Annotated in this window: 10 protein-coding genes; 7 read left to right on the top strand and 3 right to left on the bottom strand. The window is 74.5% G+C overall.

Annotated features, from left to right (window positions below; genetic code table 11):
- The first annotated feature begins 201 nt into the window (after window positions 1–201).
- On the top strand, window positions 202–1,098 hold the full coding sequence (locus AQJ64_RS38535; RefSeq protein WP_055635573.1) for a DMT family transporter: 897 nt from the start codon (window positions 202–204) through the stop codon (window positions 1,096–1,098).
- A gap of 192 nt (window positions 1,099–1,290) precedes the next feature.
- Window positions 1,291–1,488: a hypothetical protein gene (locus AQJ64_RS38530; protein WP_055635556.1), complete on the top strand. Its 198-nt coding sequence runs from the start codon at window positions 1,291–1,293 to the stop codon at window positions 1,486–1,488.
- Between the two features lie 10 nt (window positions 1,489–1,498).
- Here the strand turns inward: AQJ64_RS38530 and AQJ64_RS38525 are convergent, their stop codons facing one another.
- Entirely contained in the window at window positions 1,499–2,041 is a 543-nt protein-coding gene (locus AQJ64_RS38525; protein WP_055635557.1) for a GNAT family N-acetyltransferase, read from the bottom strand.
- A 173-nt stretch (window positions 2,042–2,214) separates the two neighbouring features.
- Here AQJ64_RS38525 and AQJ64_RS38520 point away from each other — a divergent pair, with 173 nt between their 5' ends.
- On the top strand, window positions 2,215–2,376 hold the full coding sequence (locus AQJ64_RS38520; protein WP_157880999.1) for a hypothetical protein: 162 nt from the start codon (window positions 2,215–2,217) through the stop codon (window positions 2,374–2,376).
- 162 nt (window positions 2,377–2,538) lie between these two features.
- Here the strand turns inward: AQJ64_RS38520 and AQJ64_RS38515 are convergent, their stop codons facing one another.
- Window positions 2,539–3,753 carry an MFS transporter gene (locus AQJ64_RS38515; RefSeq protein WP_055635574.1) on the bottom strand — a complete coding sequence of 405 codons (1,215 nt, stop codon included), beginning with the start codon at window positions 3,751–3,753 and terminating at the stop codon, window positions 2,539–2,541.
- Between the two features lie 216 nt (window positions 3,754–3,969).
- On the bottom strand, window positions 3,970–4,128 hold the full coding sequence (locus AQJ64_RS49875; RefSeq protein ID WP_167738989.1) for a hypothetical protein: 159 nt from the start codon (window positions 4,126–4,128) through the stop codon (window positions 3,970–3,972).
- 7 nt (window positions 4,129–4,135) lie between these two features.
- Between AQJ64_RS49875 and AQJ64_RS38510 the strand changes: the two genes are divergently transcribed.
- From AQJ64_RS38510 to AQJ64_RS38495, 4 genes are all read left to right on the top strand, one after another.
- Window positions 4,136–4,624, top strand: coding sequence for a hypothetical protein (locus tag AQJ64_RS38510; protein WP_157881000.1), 489 nt, complete (start codon window positions 4,136–4,138; stop codon window positions 4,622–4,624).
- Window positions 4,625–4,698: 74 nt separating this feature from the next.
- Window positions 4,699–5,592 (top strand): NAD-dependent protein deacetylase, encoded by an 894-nt coding sequence (locus AQJ64_RS38505; RefSeq protein ID WP_055635560.1) that lies wholly within the window; start codon window positions 4,699–4,701, stop codon window positions 5,590–5,592.
- Window positions 5,593–5,762: 170 nt separating this feature from the next.
- Complete coding sequence (locus AQJ64_RS38500; protein WP_079062185.1) at window positions 5,763–12,194, top strand: non-ribosomal peptide synthetase; 6,432 nt, start codon at window positions 5,763–5,765, stop codon at window positions 12,192–12,194.
- Entirely contained in the window at window positions 12,191–18,316 is a 6,126-nt protein-coding gene (locus AQJ64_RS38495; protein WP_055635562.1) for a non-ribosomal peptide synthetase, read from the top strand. The genes AQJ64_RS38500 and AQJ64_RS38495 overlap by 4 nt, the downstream gene beginning before the upstream one ends.
- Window positions 18,317–18,384 lie beyond the last annotated feature (68 nt).

Here is an 18,384-nt window from a genome sequence, read left to right as displayed (position 1 = left end):
TGTCCACCCGAGCAGCGCCGGCTCCGGCGCTTCCTACGACTGTCTCACGGTTCGCCCCGCTCCGCCGGGCCTCGGACGGGGCCCCCGCGGAGCGGGGGTGGGCGGCCGCGGGCTGCGATCGCGCCCGCGCCCCGTCCGGGCGACCATGACAGGGCCGGCGCAGCCGGCACCCCCTTCCTGCGGATCCCGGAGGTGGCCGCACTGCACACCGCGCTCCCCGTGATCTTCGCGATCTGTGCGGCGCTGAGCAACGCGGTCGCGACGGTGCTCCAGCGCAAGGCGGCGCTGACCGTGCCGCGTTCCCCGGGGTTCCGGGCCGGCCTGATGCTCGACCTGCTGCGCAGGCCCGTCTGGCTGGCGGGGATGCTCGCGGTGGTCACCGCCGCGGTGTGCCAGGCGGTGGCGCTGGCGACGGGGCCGCTGACGATCGTGCAGCCCCTGTTCGTGCTGGAGCTGCCCCTCACCCTCGTCGCCGCCTCCGTACTGCTGCACCGGCATCTGCCGGGCAGGGGCTGGCTCGCCGTGGCCACGGTGGTGGGCGGACTCGCGGTCGCCCTCGCCGCCGCGTCCCCCACCGGCAACCGCACCCAGGTGGCGCTGGACCGCTGGGTCCCCGCTCTCGCCGTCTGCCTGGGGACGGCGGCCGTGCTGGCTCTCGCCGCCCTGCGGCGACCGGAAGGCCGGGCCCGGGCGGCCTGTCTGGGTGCGGCGGCGGCGATCGGTTACGCCGTGACCGCGGCGCTGATGAAGTCCTCCACCCACATCCTCGACGAGCAGGGGCTTGTGGGCTTCTTCACCGCCTGGCAGACGTACGCGTTCGCCGCCACCGGCGTGTGCGCGCTGTTTCTGCTGGAGAACGCGATGCAGGCCGGCCCCCTGGTCGCTTCTCAACCCGCGCTCACCCTCGGCGACGCGACGGTGAGCCTCGTCCTCGGCATCACCCTCTACGAGGAGGTCGTCCGCTCCGGGTGGTGGCTGCTGCCCCAGCTGTGCGGGGTCGCGCTGGTGGTCTCGGGGGTCTTCGCCCTGTCGCGGACTCCCGTCACGCGGACGCTGGTGGTGCCTCGGCCGCCGTCAGGTGCGCCGCGACGGTCGTGAGGCGTTCGGCCGTCGCGCCGGGACGGGATCCGGTCATGGCGGTGAGCCCGACGGCCGCGGTCGCGTGACGGAGGGCTCTGAAGCGGACGGCGGGGTGCGGTGGGATATGGCCGCCGTGGTGCCGCGCACCGGGGCGGTCCGGCGCACGATCGCCCAGTCGGGCGAGCGGCCGAGGAGTCCCGCCGCGGCCTCATGGGGGTCGATCTCCTGGGTGCGGATCCCGACGTCCGGCGGCGGGGGCCAGGAGAAGGCCGAGGCGACGGCGCCGACGCCCGGTCGTCCGCCACGCCCGGTGGCGGCCTGCCGAGCGGCGGTCTCCGCCTCCTCGAGCAGAACAGCACCCCGTCCCGCCTCGCCGCCCTGGCCGAAGGAGACGTCGAACTCCCGTGATCCGCGCCGCCTAGGCCTTCGAACCGGGCTTCCAGTCCTGGGCGAGGAGCCCGAGCAGCACCTCGTCCAGGAACTCGCCCATCACCCAGGCCGAGGAGCGCAGCACGCCCTCGCGGACGAAGCCGTTGCGTTCGGCGGAGCGCAGCATCGGGGCGTTGTCCGCGAGCGTCTCGATCTGCAACCGGTGCAGACCGCGCACGACGAAACCGTAGTGGCACAGCACCGCGACCACGTCGCTGCCGTAGCCCTGGCCGCGGGAGGACGGCAGCAGCCCCAGTCCGATGTGCGCGACCCGGTTGTGGTTGTCGATGCCCCACAGGGTCGCCGTGCCGACCAGCGTGCCGCCCTCCAGCTCCACCACGGAGAACGGGACACTGCCCTGTGCCTGGTCGTCCACCACGAGCCGCGGGTCCTTCGAGCCGGGCGTGATCGGCCGCCACGGCCCGCCCTCGGCCCGCGAGGCGTTGACCACGTCGTTGTAGAGCTCGGCCCGCAGGATCGGGATGTCCTCCTCGTGCCGGGCCCTGAGCCCGACCTTGCTGCCTCTCAGCATGTGAGCTTCCTATCCGGCCGGACCGGCCGACGGCAAACCGATTTCGGCGGCTGCCGCGAGGCCCAACAGGCCTCCGCCGGAGGGAAAACGGAGGGAGAACGGAGGGAAATCGGAGGGAAATCGGTCAATCGGTGGTCTGCCGGCCGTCACCCGCCACCGCCACAATCGCCCGTATGACGATCACCACGGTCGCTCCGCCCACCCGCCCCACCTCCGTCGGCCTGGCCCGCGCGTTTGTGACGGGCGGGGTGATCGGCGCGCTGCGGCCGCTGCTCGCGGAGGACCCCGCCCCGGGGCCGCCGCACGGGTCCCGTGCGGCGGCCCCGGCGTTCTAGTGCCGCGGCAGGCAACGTTTGCCCGTCACGGTGCGGCGTCCGGTGCGTTGCTCTCGGCGTGCCGGCCGGAAGTCCTCGTACTGGACGTACTTGGGCTTTCGGCCGGTGCGGCGAGAGTGCGTGCCGGGCGTCGCGACGGGGCGAACGTTGCCTGCCGCGGCACTAGCGCGCCGTGACCTGGTCGGTCTCCGTCGGGGCCTTCGTGCCGGACGACGTGATCACCTCGGAGTTCCCGCTCCCCCGGTCCATGAGGCCGCCGGTGAAGGCGAGGCCGAGGCCCGCGGCGGCGAGGGCCGCGCCGACCAGGGCGGGCGAGGCCCAGCCCCAGCCGGCCGAGATGGCGAGGCCGCCGAGCCAGGCGCCGCCCGCGTTGGCCAGGTTGAACGCGGAGTGGTTGGAGGCCGCCGCCATCGTCGGGGCGTCCTTCGCCTTGGCCATGAGCAGCATCTGCACCGGCGTGGTGACGAGGGCGCCCATCGCGCCCATGACGACGAGCGTCAGCAGGGCGGGCACGGTGCTGTGGACCGTGAAGTAGAACGCCACGAGCGTCGCGCCGAGCAGGGCGAGCCCGCCGTACAGCGTCGGGCGCAGGGCGCGGTCGGTCAGCGGGCCCGCGATCAGCGTGCCCAGCGTCATTCCGGCGCCGTAGAGCGCGAGGACCAGGGTGGTCGAGGAGTCGGAGAGGCCCGTCAGATGCGTCAGGATCGGCACCAGGTAGCTGTAGACGGCGAAGAAGCCGCCGAATCCGACGACGGCGGTGGCGAGTCCGATGGCGACCTGCTTGTTCCCCATCGCCCGCAGTTCGTGACGGATGCCCGCCCGGGAGCCGCGCGGCTGGTGGGGGACGAAGGCGGCCAGCGCGGCGAGGGCGATCAGGCCGATGACGGCGACCGCGCAGTAGGCGTACCGCCAGCCGAACTGCTGGCCGAGCGCGGTACCGGCCGGGACGCCGACGATGTTGGCGACGGTGAGGCCCAGGAACATCCTCGAGACGGCGCGTCCGGCCCGCTCGGGGGCGACCAGGCGGGACGCCACGACGGCGCCCACGCCGAACAGGGCGCCGTGCGGCAGGCCCGCCAGGAAGCGCGCGGCGAACAGCCAGCCGAAGGTGGGGGCGAGGGCGGACGCGACGTTGCCGATCACGAACAGCCCGGACAGCAGGAGCAGGAGCCGCTTGTGGGGGATGCGGGCGCCGATGCCGGTGAGGACGGGGGCGCCGACGACGACGCCGAGCGCGTAGGCGGAGACCACGTTGCCGGCTTGCGGGACGGACACGCCGATGCCGTCGGCGATCTGGGGAAGCAGTCCCATCGTGGCGAATTCGGTCGTACCGATGCCGAACGCGACGACGGCGAGGGACAGCAGGGCCAGGGGCATGGAGCGGGGGTACCTTTCGGGGGCGGCGATCCGGATGCGGCGGAGCGGGCGGGGGACCGACATCGCCCTGCTCCGGTGGCCAGTCGCGCCGGCCGCCATTGCCCGGTGCGCCCCCCGGGGCAGGGGAGGCCCATCAAGGTCCAGCAGCGGCAGGGGCCTGCGCATTCCAAGATCGGACCCTGCCGCCTATGGCCTTCGTCACAGGCCGGGCGGGAGCTACCAGATCAGGCACCAGTAGCCGTCGGAGGTGCCGACGCCGATACGGCCGGCTTGCGGCACGAGCCGGGGGTCGGGGTCGCCCTGTGCCGACAGCGAGCACACCGGGTCGCCGACCGTCCCCGAGGCGGCCATGCGCTGTGCGGCGGCCTCGGCCACCGGCGACGTGAACCAGACGGTCGTGGGCGCCGAGCTGCTCGCGGCCGCGGAGGGCGGTGTCGGAGCCGGGGTGGAGGGCGTGGAGGGCGTGGAGGGCGGTGCGGAGACGGTCGGCGTCGGGCGTGGCACCGCGGTGGCGGTCTGCGCCGGGCGCGCTGACCGAACGGGCGTGCGGGACGGCGTCGGTTCCGGCGCCGTCCTCCGTGGCGTCGCCGACGACACGGCATGGCCGCCGGGGTGCGTCGTGGCCACCGGTGGTCGGGAGCCCGACGGATGCGGGGGTACGGGCCGCGACGTACTCGAGGTCCGGGGGGAGGCCGTCCGCGACGGCGAGGGCGCGAGGGTGGGCAGGGACAGGTCGGACGAGGCCGTGGGCGACGGCCGGGACGTACCGTCGTCGTCCGAGGCCGTCAGCGCCCAGACGCCCAGGCCACCCGCGGTGAGGACGACTGCCGCACCCACGATCCACGGCGCTCTGTGCGGTGGGCGTCGGTGACGGCTCATGCCTCTCACTGTCGGCCCGCCCGCCGGTCTTCTCAAGCGGTGGGGCACCTTTCGTACCCTTGCGGCATGCGGATACGCCCCACTCTGAGCTGGACGCCCACCGAGGGCCTGCCGCCGGGCACCACGGATCTGGAGCCGGTCGTCGACGCCCTGAGCGGCGGCGGGGTGCTGGTGCTCAGCGGGGCGGGCCTCTCCACGGAATCGGGCATCCCCGACTACCGGGGCGAGGGCGGCAGTCTGAGCCGGCACACGCCGATGACCTACCAGGACTTCACCGCCGAGGCGCAGGCGCGGCGCCGGTACTGGGCGCGCAGCCACCTCGGCTGGCGCACCTTCGGCCGGGCGCGGCCCAACGCCGGGCACCGGGCCGTGGCCGCGTTCGGGCGGCACGGGCTGCTCTCGGGGGTGATCACCCAGAACGTCGACGGGCTGCACCAGGGCGCCGGCAGCGAGGACGTCGTGGAACTCCACGGGAGCCTGGCCCGGGTGGTCTGTCTGTCCTGCGGTGCCTTCAGCCCGCGCCGGGAACTCGCCCGTCGGCTGGAGGAGGCCAACGCGGACTTCGCGCCGGTGGCGGCGGGCATCAATCCGGACGGGGACGCCGACCTCACCGACGAGCAGGTCGGGGACTTCCGGGTGGTGCCCTGCGCGGACTGCGGCGGCGTCCTCAAACCCGACGTGGTGTTCTTCGGCGAAACCGTGCCGCCGGGGCGGGTCGAGCACTGCCGACGGCTGGTCCAGGGGGCGACCTCGCTGCTGGTCCTGGGTTCCTCACTGACGGTGATGTCCGGGCTCCGGTTCGTCCGCGAGGCCGCTCAGGCCGGGAAACCGGTGCTGATCGTCAACCGCGACGCGACCCGGGGCGACCGCCACGCCCTCACCCGCGTCGCGCTCCCGCTGGGCGCGGCCCTCACCACGGTCGCCGACCGGCTGGGCCTCGGCCTCCCCGGCACCCCCTGAGCACCTCACCTCACCCCACCTCGGTAACGCCATCCCGTGACTTGAGCGGAAAACGCGTCGGAGAAATCATCGGTAACGCGTCCGCTCCCTGCGCAACGACATAGGCGACGCGGCATGTTCACGGTATTTCGCGGTGTCCCGACCGCCGTAGCTCCGACCGAGGTGGAGTCATGTCTGCTGCCCAGCACACTTCGCTGCCGTTGACGGCAGCCCAGAGCGGGGTCTGGTTCGCGCACCAGCTGAATCGGAATTCTCCCGTCTACAACGTCGGCGAATTCGTGGAAATCCACGGGCCGGTCGACGGGGACCTGTTCGAGGCCGCCCTGGCGCAAGTGGTCGAAGAGGCCGGGGCGTTGCGCATCCGGCCGGTGGAGGAACGCGACGGTCCGCGACAGGTGCTCGGCGGTCCGCCCGGCCCCCCGCTGATCCGCCTCGACCTGTCCGGCGAGGACGACCCGGAGGGGGCGGCGCGCGCGTACATCGCCGCGGACCTGGCCCGGCCCGTGGACCTGGGCGAGGGGGAGCTGTACGCGTACGCCCTGATCAAGCTGGCCGAGGACCGCCACTTCTGGCACCAGCGCTACCACCACGTCCTCGTGGACGCGTTCGGGGCGGCGGCCGTCACCGGGCGCGTGGCCCGCGTCTACACCGCGCTGGCCGCCGGTGAGCCGGCCGACGAGGATGCCTTCGCGCCGTACGGCGCGCTGCTGGAGGGCGAGAGCGCCTACCGGGCTTCCGAGCAGTACGGCAAGGACCGGGCGCACTGGACCGAACGGTTCGCCGACCGTCCCGACGAGATCGCCACATTCGCCGGCTCCGGGCGCGCCGCCCCGCCCTCGGACTCCTTCCTGCGGCACGTCACACGTCTGTCCCCCGAGGTGCTGGACCGTCTGCGGGCGACCGCCCGCGCCGCCCGGACCTCCTGGTCGGCCGTCGTCGTCGCGGCCGTCGCCGCGCAGCTCCACCGGGTCACCGGGCTGCGGGACATCACGGTCGGCATTCCCGTCTCCGCACGCCATGGCGCCCGGGCGCGGAACATTCCGGGAATGGTCTCCAACGAACTCCCGCTGCGCGTCATCCTTTCCCCGGAGATGACGGTCGGAGACGTGTTACGGAATGTCGCCGGGGAACTCAGGAACCTGCTGCGGCATCAGCGTTATCCGTACGGGGATCTGCGTCGTGATCTGAGACTTCTGGACGAGGGGCGACATCTTTTCGGCCCCATGGTGAACATCATGCCCTTCGATTTCGACGTCACGTTCGCCGGGCATCCGATCACCGTTCACAACATGTCGAACGGGCCGGTCGGCGACCTCTCGATCGCCGTGTACGAACGCTCCGACGGCAACGGGCTCGAGTTCTCGTTCGACGCCAACCCCGCGCTCTACGAGGCGGACGAACTGGCCCGGATCCAGGAGCGTTTCCTCGCCTTCCTCACCGCGATGGCCTCGGCGGACCCCGGTCTCCCGCTCGGCCGACTGGACACCCTGACCGGCCCGGAGATCGAGGCGGCCCGGTCCGGTGCCGGGGAACCGCCCCGCCCGGTCGCCCCCGCCACCGTCGCCGATCTGTTCGCCTCCCAGGCCGCCCGCACCCCCGACGCCCGCGCCCTGGTCTCGCCCGGCCGCACGCTCACCTTCCACGAGCTCAACGCGTCCGCCAACCAGCTGGCCCACCTGCTGGCCGGCCTCGGCACCGGACCCGAGCAGTGCGTGGCCCTGGCCCTCCCGCGCGGCGCCGACACCGTCGTCGCCCTGCTCGGTGTCCTCAAGGCGGGTGCCGCCTATGTACCGCTGGACCCGGAGCACCCGGCCGAGCGGACCCGGCAGATCCTCGCCGAGACCGCCCCGGCGCTGATCCTGACCACCGCCGCACTGGCCGAGGCGCTGCCCCGGGACGACGGCGCGCCGGTGCTGCTCCTGGAGGACGCCGGGCTCGGTCTGCCCGGACTCCCGGTGTCCGACCCCACGGACGAGGACCGCACCCGGCCCCTGCTCCCCCGGCACCTCGCCTACGTCATCCACACCTCCGGCTCCACCGGCCGGCCCAAGGGCGTCGCCGTCGAGCACCGCAGCCTGAGCAACCTCCACGAGCACCACCGGCGCGTCCTCATCGAGCCCGCCGTGGCGGAGGCCGGGGTGGAGCGCTTCCGGGTGGCGCTGACCAACGCGTTCGTGTTCGACGCCTCCTGGACGGCGCTGCTGTGGCTGGTCGCCGGGCACGAACTGCACGTCGTGGACGACGCGACCCGCCGGGACGCGGCTGCGCTCGCCGCGTACGCCGACCGGCACGCCGTCGACCTGCTGGACACCACGCCCACCCATGCGCGCCAGCTGCTCGACGCCGGGCTGCTGGAGGGCGGGCACCGGCCCCGGGTGCTCGTGCTCGGCGGCGAGGCCGTCCCGGACGACCTGTGGGCCCGGCTCCGTGCCACCCCGGGCCTGACCGCCCGCAATGTGTACGGGCCGACGGAGTGCACGGTCGACTCGATGTACTGCGATCTGCGCGCCGCGGCCACCCCCGCGATCGGACGCCCCGTCGACAACCTGGCGGCCCGTGTCCTGGACGGCGCGCTGCGGCCCGTGGCGGACGGGGCCGTCGGTGAACTCTTCCTGTCCGGCGCCGGACTGGCCCGCGGCTATCTGGGCCGGGGCGCGCTCACCGCGGAACGGTTCGTCGCCGATCCGTTCGGCGCTCCCGGCGAGCGCATGTACCGCACCGGCGACCTCGTCCGGCGGGGCGCGGACGGCCTCCTGGTCTACGTGGGCCGGGCCGACACCCAGGTGAAGCTGCGCGGCTTCCGGATCGAGCCCGGGGAGATCGAGTCCGTCCTGGCTGGCCATCCGGCCGTCGCCCAGTGCGCCGTCGTGGTGCGCGAGGACCGGTCGGGGGTACGACGGCTCGTCGCCTACGTCGTGACCGTCCCCGGTGCCGCCCTGCCGGACGCCGGAGTGCTGCGGGAGTACCTGGCCGCGTCCCTCCCCGAGTACATGGTCCCGGCCGGTTTCGCGGCCCTGGACGCCCTGCCCCTGACCCACAACGGGAAGCTCGACCGGGACGCCCTGCCCGCTCCGGAGATCACCGGCGCCGCCGGCAGCCGCGCGCCCCGCACCTCCGTCGAGCGGACGCTGTGCGCCCTGTTCGCCGAACTCCTCGACGTGGACCGGGTCGGCATCGACGACAGCTTCTTCGCCCTGGGCGGCGACTCCCCGCTGGCCGTGCGCCTGGCCGCGCGGGCCCGGGAGGCCTCGGTCGTCATCGCGCCCCGGGACGTGTTCCGGCACAAGACCGTCGCCGGGCTCGCCGAGGTGGCGCGCCGGCACCCCGAGCCGGGCGAAGAGCGGCCGGTCCGCCCGCTGCCCGGCCCGGACGACGCCGAGCGTGCCGCCCTGGCCGCCTCCCACCCCGGGCACACCGCCGTCCTGCCGCTCACCCCGCTCCAGGAGGGGATGCTCTTCCACGCCCACTACGAGGGCACCGCGGGCATCGACCCGTACATCGCGCAGACCGCGTACGAACTGACCGGCCCGCTGCACACGGAGCGGCTGCGGACCGCCTGCGACGCGCTCCTCGCCCGGCACGAGTCGCTGCGCGCGGCCTTCACGCACTCCTCGGCCGGCCGGGCCGTCCAGGTGATCACCGGGGCGCACACCGTGCCATGGACCGAGCTGGACCTGACGGGGCTGCCGGCGGACGGCCAGGAGGCGCGGATCGCCCGGGAGCTGGCCGCCGACCGCACCCGCCCGTTCGACATGGCCCGCGCGCCCCTTGTGCGGTTCCTGCTCGTACGTCTGGCGGACGAACGGCACCTGCTCGTCCTCACCGGCCATCACATCGTCCTCGACGGCGCCTCGCTCGGGCTGGTCCTGGACGACCTCCTCGACGCGTACAGCGGCGGTGACGGGCGCGCACCGGCCTCGCCCTCTCTGCGCGACTACGCCGAGTGGCTCGCCGCCCAGGACGGGCAGGCGGCCGAGAAGGCGTGGGCCGCGGCACTGGAGGGCGTCGAGGAGCCGACGCTCGCGGTGCCCGACGCGGATCAGGACCGGGCGCCCGTCCTGGCCGAGCAGGTCCGGGTCACCCTCGACCCCGCGCGCACCGCCGCGCTGACCGCGACGGCGCGCGCCCGCTCCCTCACGCCCAACACCGTCGTACAGGCCGCGTGGGCGGTGACGCTCGCGCAGCTGACCGGCCGTGACGACGTCGTCTTCGGCACCACGGTCTCCCTGCGCCCGGCCGAACTGCCCGGCGTCGAGCGCCTGGCCGGTCTGCTGATCAACACCGTGCCGGTACGGGTCCGGCTCGACGCGGGCGAACCGCTGGAGCGGCTGCTCGCCCGCGTCCAGGACGAGCAGGCCGCCCTCTCCCCGCACCACCATCTCGGTCTCACCGGCATCGGCCGGACCATCGGAGCGGACCGGCTCTTCGACACCTCCACGGTCTTCGAGAACCACTCCGGGGACACCGGGGCCGTCCGGGAGTCGGCCGGGCTGACCGTGCGCGCCGCCGACGGTTACGGCGCCACCCACTACCCCCTCACGCTGATCGCCGAACCGGGCGAGCGGCTGAGCCTGCGGCTCGCGTACCGGCCCGACCTGGTCGAGCGGACCACCGCGCAGGCCGTCGTCGCGCGCACGGCCCGGTTCCTGGAGGCGTTCACCAGCGCGCCGCACGCCCCGCTCGCCGCCGTGGACCTGCTCTCGGCCGAGGAGCGCGGCCGCGTGCTGCACGCGTGGAACGCCGCCGTCGCGCCCCCGTCGGACACCGCGATCCACCGGCGGTTCGCGGAGCAGGCGGCGCGCACGCCCGACGCCGTCGCGCTCACCGGTGACGCCGGCACCCTCACCTACGCCGAACTCGACGCCCGCTCCGACGCGTTGGCCCACCGGCTGCTCGCCCTCGGAGTGCGGCCCGAGGAGCGCGTCGCGGTCCTCCTGGAGCGCTCGCCGGAGCTGATCGTCTCGCTGCTGGCCGTGCTCAAGGCGGGCGGCGCGTACATGCCGCTGGACGCCCGCTCCCCCGCCGACCGGCTGCGCGCGACGGCGAACGGCACGGGGGCCCGCGTCCTGCTCACCGACCTCGCCGCACGGGACACGGCGCGGGAACTCGCCGTCGGGCGGCTGCTCGTCGTGGACGAGCCGACACCGGAGGTGACCGATTCCGCCGGCCCGCTCCCCGAGGTCCGTGCCGACCAGCTCGCCTACGTCCTGTTCACCTCCGGGTCGACCGGTGAGCCCAAGGGGGTCGGCGTGACCCACCGGGCGGTGCTGGACCTGGCCGGGGACGGCGCGTTCGGCGGCGAGGCCCACCGGTCGGTGCTCCAGCACTCCACGCAGGCCTTCGACGCGGCGACGTACGAGATGTGGGTGCCGCTGCTCTCCGGCGGCCGGATCGTGCTCGCCCCGCCCGGACAGCTGGACGGACCGTCCCTGGAGCGGCTGGTCGCCGGGCACGGCGTCACCGCGCTGTGGCTGACGGCCGGGCTGTTCCGGCTGCTCGCCGAGGAGTCGCCGGGCGGTTTCGCCGGGCTCCGGGAGGTGTGGGCGGGCGGTGACGTCGTCCCCGGCCAGGCCGTGCGGGCGGTCATGGCCGCGAACCCGGGGCTGGTCGTCGTGGACGGCTACGGACCCACCGAGACCACCGTGTTCGCCGCGCGCCACCGGATGCGGGCCGGGGACGCGATACCGGCCACGGTGCCCATCGGGCGGCCGATGGACGGCATGCGCGCCTACGTCCTCGACGGCGCGCTGCGGCCCGTACCGCCCGGTGTGGCCGGTGAACTGCACCTGGCCGGCGCCGGACTGGCCCGCGGCTATCTGGACCGCCCGGAGGCGACCGCCGAGCGCTTCGTCGCCGACCCGTTCGGGGCACCGGGCGGGCGCATGTACCGCACCGGTGACCTGGTCCGCTGGAACGACCGGGGGGAACTGGTCTTCCTCGGCCGCGCGGACGATCAGATCAAGATCCGCGGATTCCGGGTCGAGCCGGGGGAGATCGAGGCCGCCCTGGTCCGGCACCCCCTGGTGGCCCAGTGCTGTGTCGTGGCGCGCGAGGACAGTCCCGGCGTCAAGCGGCTCACCGCCTATGTGGTGCCGCCGCCGGGCGGCGAGGCGCCCACGGAAACCGAACTGCGCGCCCATCTGGCCCCGTTGCTCGCCGACTACCAGGTGCCGGCCGCGTTCCTGCCGCTGCCGTGCCTGCCGCTGACCCGCAACGGCAAGATCGACCGGCGTGCGCTGCCCGCCCCGTCCGTCACGGCAGACGCCGCCGGACGCGCCCCGGCCACGCCTCGTGAGGAACTGCTCTGCGCCCTCTTCGGCGAGATCCTCGGCCTGGCCTCGGTCGGTCCCGACGACGCGTTCTTCACCCTCGGCGGCGACTCCATCCTCTCGGTCCGGCTGGTCGCACGGGCCCGCGGGGCGGGGCTGGTCCTCACCGCCCGGGACGTCTTCACCCACCGCACACCCGCCGCGCTCGCGGTGATCGCCCAGGACCTGGCGGCCGAGCCGCCCGCCTGGGCCGAGGAAGCCGAACCTCCCCCGATCGCCCTGCCCGACGACGAACTGGCCGAACTGATGGCCGCATGGGAGTCCGCCCAGTGAACGCGACGCCGCACGCCGCGCCCCGGTCCACCGCCGGGAACCGCCCGGACCTCGACATCCTGCCGCTGACACCTCTCCAGGAGGGCATGCTCTTCCACGCCCTGTACGACGACGAGGGCAGCGACGTGTACACCGTCCAGACCTCGCTGGAGCTGACCGGCCCGCTCGACCGGAGCGCCCTGCGGACGGCCTGCGAGGCGCTGCTGACGCGGCACCCCGCCCTGCGGACCGGGTTCCTCCAGCGCGGGACGGGGCGGGCGGTCCAGATCGTGCCGCGCACGGCGGAGGTGCCGTGGGCGGAGGACGACCTGAGCCCGCTGCCGGCGGCGGAGCGGTCCACCGCGCTCGACCGGATCACCGCCGAGGACCGGGAGCGCCGCTTCACCCTCTCCGCCCCGCCGCTCGTCCGGTTCCGGCTGCTGCGCATGGACGCCGAACGGCACGTCCTGCTCCTGACCAACCACCACATCCTGCTGGACGGCTGGTCGCTCCCGCTGGTGCTGCGGGATCTGTTCGAGCTGTACGACCGTGGCGGCAGCGCCGACGGGATGCCGCCGGCGCCGTCCTTCCGCCGGCATCTCGCCTGGCTGGCCGCACAGGACCGGGAGAGCGCGCGGGCGGCGTGGCGCGCGGCCCTCGGCGGCCTGGAGGAGCCCACGCTCATGGGGCCCACCGGTGCGGGCGGCGGGGCGTGCGGGTTCCCGCGGCGTCTGGTCACCCGTCTCACGGAGTCGCTGACCGCCGAGCTGACCCGCTCCGCCCGTTCCCGCGGTGTCACGGTCAACACGCTGGTGCAGACCGCCTGGGCGTTGCTGCTGGCCCGCGCGACCGGCCGGCAGGACGTGGTGTTCGGAGCGACCGTCTCGGGCCGGCCGGCGGAACTGCCGGGCGTGGAGGAGACGGTGGGCCTGTTCATCAACACCGTGCCGGTCAGGGTGCGGCTGGACCCGGCCGAATCGCTCGGCGCCCTGCTGGAACGCGTCCAGGAGGAGCAGGCCGCGCTGCTCCCGCACCATCATCTCGGTCTCGCCGACATCCAGCGGCTGACCGGTCTCGGCGACCTGTTCGACACGGCGGTCGTCTTCGAGAACGCCCCCTTCGACGAGGAGTCACTGGAGCGGACGTTCGGCGGGGTGCGCGTCGCGCTCCTGGAGGACACCGCCACCACGGGCACGATGCACTACCCACTGAGCCTGGTGGCCGTACCGGGGCGGCGGCTGCGCCTCGACCTCAGCCATCAGCCCGGTGTCGTGGACGCGGCGGCGGCGCGTGGGCTGGCCCGTGCCCTGACGCGGATCCTGGCCGCCCTGGCCGCCACCCCCGGCCTGCCCTGCGGCGGCGTCGGCGCGCTGGACACCGAGGACCGTGCGGCGCTGTCGGACGCCGGAACCGGCCCGGCCGTCGCGCATCCGGCGACCACCCTGCCCGAGCTGTTCGCCGCGCAGGCCGCGCGCACGCCCTCCGCCCCGGCCGTCGTCTTCGAGGGCACGACCCTGACGTACGCCGAACTCGACGACCGGGCCTCCCGGTTGGCGCACGCCCTGGTGGCCCGGGGCGCCGGGCCGGGGCGGATCGTCGCCGTCGCCCTGCCGCGTTCCCCGGACCTGCTGGTGACGCTGTACGCCGTGCACAAGGCGGGGGCCGCGTATCTGCCGGTGGACCCGGACTATCCACGGGACCGGGTGCGCTACATGATCGACGACGCGTCCCCCGCGCTGGTGGTGACCCCGGAGCTGTACGGGCGGCTGACCGAGGAGGCGGTGGCCGACGGCGGGGAACTGCCGCGCGTGGACCCGTCGGCGCCCGCCTACCTGATCTACACCTCCGGTTCGACCGGCCGCCCCAAGGGGGTGCTCGTCCCCCACCGGGGCATCGTCAACCGGCTGCTGTGGATGCAGTCCGCCTACGAACTCACCCCGGCGGACCGGGTGTTGCAGAAGACCCCGTCCAGCTTCGACGTGTCGGTGTGGGAGTTCTTCTGGCCGCTGATCACCGGGGCCGCGCTGGTCGTGGCCCGGCCGGAGGGCCACAGGGATCCCGCGTACCTGGCGGAACTGATCCGGCGCGAGGGCGTGACGACGCTGCACTTCGTGCCGTCCATGCTGGAGTCCTTCCTGCGCACTCCGGGGGCCGCCCGCTGCACGGGCCTGCGCCGGGTCATCTGCAGCGGCGAGGCGCTCCCCACCGCGCTCGCCGACCGCTTCCACGACCTGTTCGACGCCGCCGGCACCGAACTCCACAACCTGTACGGCCCCACCGAGGCCTCCGTCGACGTCACCCACCGGCGCAGCACGCGCGGCGCGTCGACCGCCTCGGTGCCCATCGGCCGCCCGGTCGACAACACCGGCGTCCGCGTCCTCGACGCGGGACTTCAGCCCGCCCACCCGGGTGCCCCCGGCGAGCTGTACCTCTCGGGGGTCCAGTTGGCCCACGGGTACCACGGGCGGCAGGCGCTGACCGCCGAGCGGTTCGTCGCCGACCCGTTCGGCCCGCCCGGGTCACGGATGTACCGCACCGGCGACATCGTGCGCTGGACCGAGGAGGGCGAACTGCTCTACCTGGGGCGGGCGGACGACCAGGTCAAGCTGCGCGGCTTCCGGATCGAACTCGGTGAGATCGAGTCCGTCCTGGCCCGTCACCCGTCCGTGGGCACCCCGGCGGTCGTCGTCCGCGAGGACCAGCCCGGCGTCAAGCGCCTGATCGCGTACGTCGTCCCGGCGGACCCGGCCGGTGCGGCGGAATTCGACGCCGAGGAGCTGCGCGCCCACTGCGCCGACGGTCTGCCGGAGCACATGGTCCCGCAGGCGTTCGTACCGCTGGCGGACCTTCCCCTGTCGCTCAGCGGGAAGCTCGACCGCAAGGCGCTGCCCGCGCCCGCGTTCACCGCCGTCGGCGGACGGGCCGCGCGGGGCCCGGTGGAGGAGACCCTCTGCGCGCTCTTCTCGGAGGTCCTCGGGGTAGCGGGCGTCGGGCCGGACGACGGCTTCTTCGAACTCGGCGGCGACTCCATCCTGTCCATCCAGCTCGTCACCGGGGCCCGCCGCGCCGGACTGGCCCTCACCCCGCGCGACGTGTTCCGGCACCGCACGGTGGCCGCGCTCGCCGCGGTGGCCGGACCGGTGGGCACCACGCCCGCCGCCGAGCCCGAGGAGGCCGGCACCGGGCCCGTGCCGCTCACGCCCATCGCCCACTGGCTGCGCGAACAGGGCGGCCCGGTGGCCGGGTTCCACCAGTCCCAGCTGGTGCGTGTCCCGGCCGGGCTGCGCGAGGAGGATCTCGTCGCGGCGCTCCAGGCCGTCCTGGACCGGCATGACGCGCTGCGGCTGCGACTGGGCGACGGCGGTGGCGCCGAGTGGGCTCTGGAGGTGACCGAGCGGGGTTCCGTGCGGGCGGCGGACTGTCTCACCCGGCAGAGCGATCCCGGCGGGACACTCGCGGACCTCGCCACGGCGGCGCAGCGGGACCTCGACCCCCGGGGCGGCCGGCTCCTGCGGGCCGTCTGGCTCGACCGGGGCGAGACGGAACCGGGCCGACTGCTGCTGGTGGTGCATCACCTCGCGGTGGACGGCGTGTCCTGGCGGATCCTGCTGCCCGATCTCGCGGCGGCCTGGCGGGCGGCGGTGGCCGGGAAGGACGCGTACGCCGCGCTGGACCCGGTGCCGGCCTCCCTGCGCACCTGGTCGCACCGGCTCACCGAGGCCGCCCACTCCCCGGCGCGCACGGCGGAACTGCCCCTGTGGCAGGCGATGTCGACCGCCGAGGACCCCTTGCTGACCGAGCGGCCGCTCGACCCGGCCCGCGATGTCTACGCCACCCGCGAGGACATCACCCTCACCCTGCCCGCCCCGGAGACGGCCGCGCTGCTGACGACCGTGCCCGAGGCGTTCCACGCCGGAGTCGACGACATCCTGCTGACGGCCCTCGCCCTGGCCGTCGCGCACTGGCGGGGAGGGGAGCGAGGGGGCGGCGTCCTCGTCGACCTGGAGGGCCACGGCCGGCGGGAGGAGCTCGCCCCCGGGCTCGATCTCTCCCGTACGGTGGGGTGGTTCACCGCCCTGTATCCCGTACGTCTCGACGCGACCGTCACCGACTGGGACGACGTGTGGTCCGGCGGGGCCGCGCTCGGCCGCGCCGTGAAGACCGTCAAGGAACAGCTGCGGGCGGTACCGGACCGGGGCATCGGCTACGGACTGCTGCGCCATCTCAACCGCGACACCGGTCCGCTGCTCGCCTCCGGCCGCACCCCGCAGATCGGCTTCAACTACCTGGGCCGCTTCGTCACGGGCCGCGCCGCCGACTGGGAGACCGCCGACGAGGGGGACGCCCGTGTCTCCCCGGCCGACGCCGGGATGCCGCTGCCGCACGCCGTCGATCTGAACGCCGTCACCGAGGACGGCCCCGACGGCCCCCGCCTGGTGGCCAACTGGTCCTGGCCCGGCGCACTGCTCGACGCGGCACGCGTGCGGGAACTCGCCGACACCTGGTTCCGGGCGCTGCGCGCACTCGTCGCCCACACCTCAGGCGGCGGCGGAGGCGGTCTGACCCCTTCCGACCTCGCCGTGGTGGCCGTCGCCGGCGAGCGGATCGGGCAGGACGAGCTGGAGTCGCTCGAAGCGCGGTGGGCACGGCACGCGTTGACCGACGTACTGCCCCTCTCACCGTTGCAGGAAGGGCTGTTGTTCCACGCGCTGTACGACGAGGAGACGGCGGACGTCTACCACGTGCAGCTGGCTCTCGCGCTGGACGGCCGACTCGATCGCGCCGCCCTGCGAGCCGCCTGCCGCGACCTGGTCCGCCGGCACGCCCCGCTGCGCACCGCCTTCGGCACACTCGCCTCGGGCACACCGGTGCAACTCGTGCTGCGCGACGTGGAACCGCTCTGGGCGGAACACGAGCTCGCCCCGCTCACCCGGGAGGCCGAGCGGGCGGAGATCCTCGCCGCCGACCTGGGCCGCCGATTCCCCCTCACCGAGCCGTCACTGGCCCGCTTCACCCTCCTGCGAGAGGACGAGAACCGCCACACCCTGATCCTGACGGTCCATCACCTTCTGCTGGACGGCTGGTCCCTGCCGGTGCTGCTGCGCGATCTGTTCGTCCTGTACGAGGCCCGGGAGCGCGGTGCCGGGCAGGTGCCCCGGCCGCTGCCCGCGGCCGGCGTGCGCGACCATCTGGCCTGGCAGGCCGGGCAGGACCGGGACGCCGCGGAGAAGGCCTGGCGGGACGCGCTCGACGGGCTCGACGGTCCGACCCTGCTGGCCCCGCGGGCCGCGCGCGGCGGCACACCGTTGCTGCCGGAGCGGGTCGTGACGGAGCTGACCGAGGCGGAGACCGCCGCGCTGAACGGGCTGGCCCGGACCCACGGGGTCACGCTCAACACCCTGATGCAGACGGCCTGGGCGCTCGTCCTGGCCGAGGCGACGGGCCGGCGTGACGTGGTCTTCGGCGCCACCGTGTCCCTGCGGCCGCCGGAGCTGGCAGGGGTGGAGCACGGGGTCGGGCTGTTCATCAACACGGTGCCGGTGCGGGTGCGGCTGGTGGACGGTGAACCGCTGGAAGGTCTGCTCGCCCGCGTCCAGGACGAGCAGTCCGCCCTCACGCCGCACCACCACCTCGGTCTGCCCCGCATCCACGCGCTGGCCGGCGGCACCCCGCTCTTCGACACCTCGACCGTCTTCGAGAACTACCCGGCGGACATGGCCGAGGTGCGTGCCGCGGGCGTGCGGCTGTCCGGTCTGGAAGGCCGGGACGCCTACCACTACCCGATGACCCTCATGGGCGTCCCCGGCGACCGGCTCCATCTGCAACTGCGCTACCGGCCCGACCTGTTCGACCGCGCCACCGCCGAGCGCACCGCCGCGCGGCTCCGCCGGGTGCTCACCGGGCTCCCCGGGCGGCCGTCCCCGGCGGAGGGTCCCGTGGACGCCGTACGCGCGCTGTTCGCGGAGGTCCTGGGTCTCGACCATGTGGGCCCCGACGACGACTTCTTCGCCCTGGGCGGCGACTCGCCGCGCGCGCTGCGGCTCGCGGGCCGGATCCGCGCCCTCGGCCTCGACCCGCGGCTCCCGGTACGGGCGGTCTTCGACCGGCCGACGCCTCGGGGGCTCGCGGGACGCCTCGGCTGACCGCCGGCACCGCGGTCCCCGCACCTCCCTCACCTCTCGCCTCTCACCACACCCCTGTCCCGACACCC

The sequence above is a fragment of the Streptomyces griseoruber genome (genome assembly GCF_001514205.1).
GTDB classification, from domain to species: Bacteria; Actinomycetota; Actinomycetes; order Streptomycetales; family Streptomycetaceae; genus Streptomyces; species Streptomyces griseoruber.
Note: the sequence above shows the minus strand (reverse complement) of the source record. Positions and strands in the feature narration are given on the sequence as shown.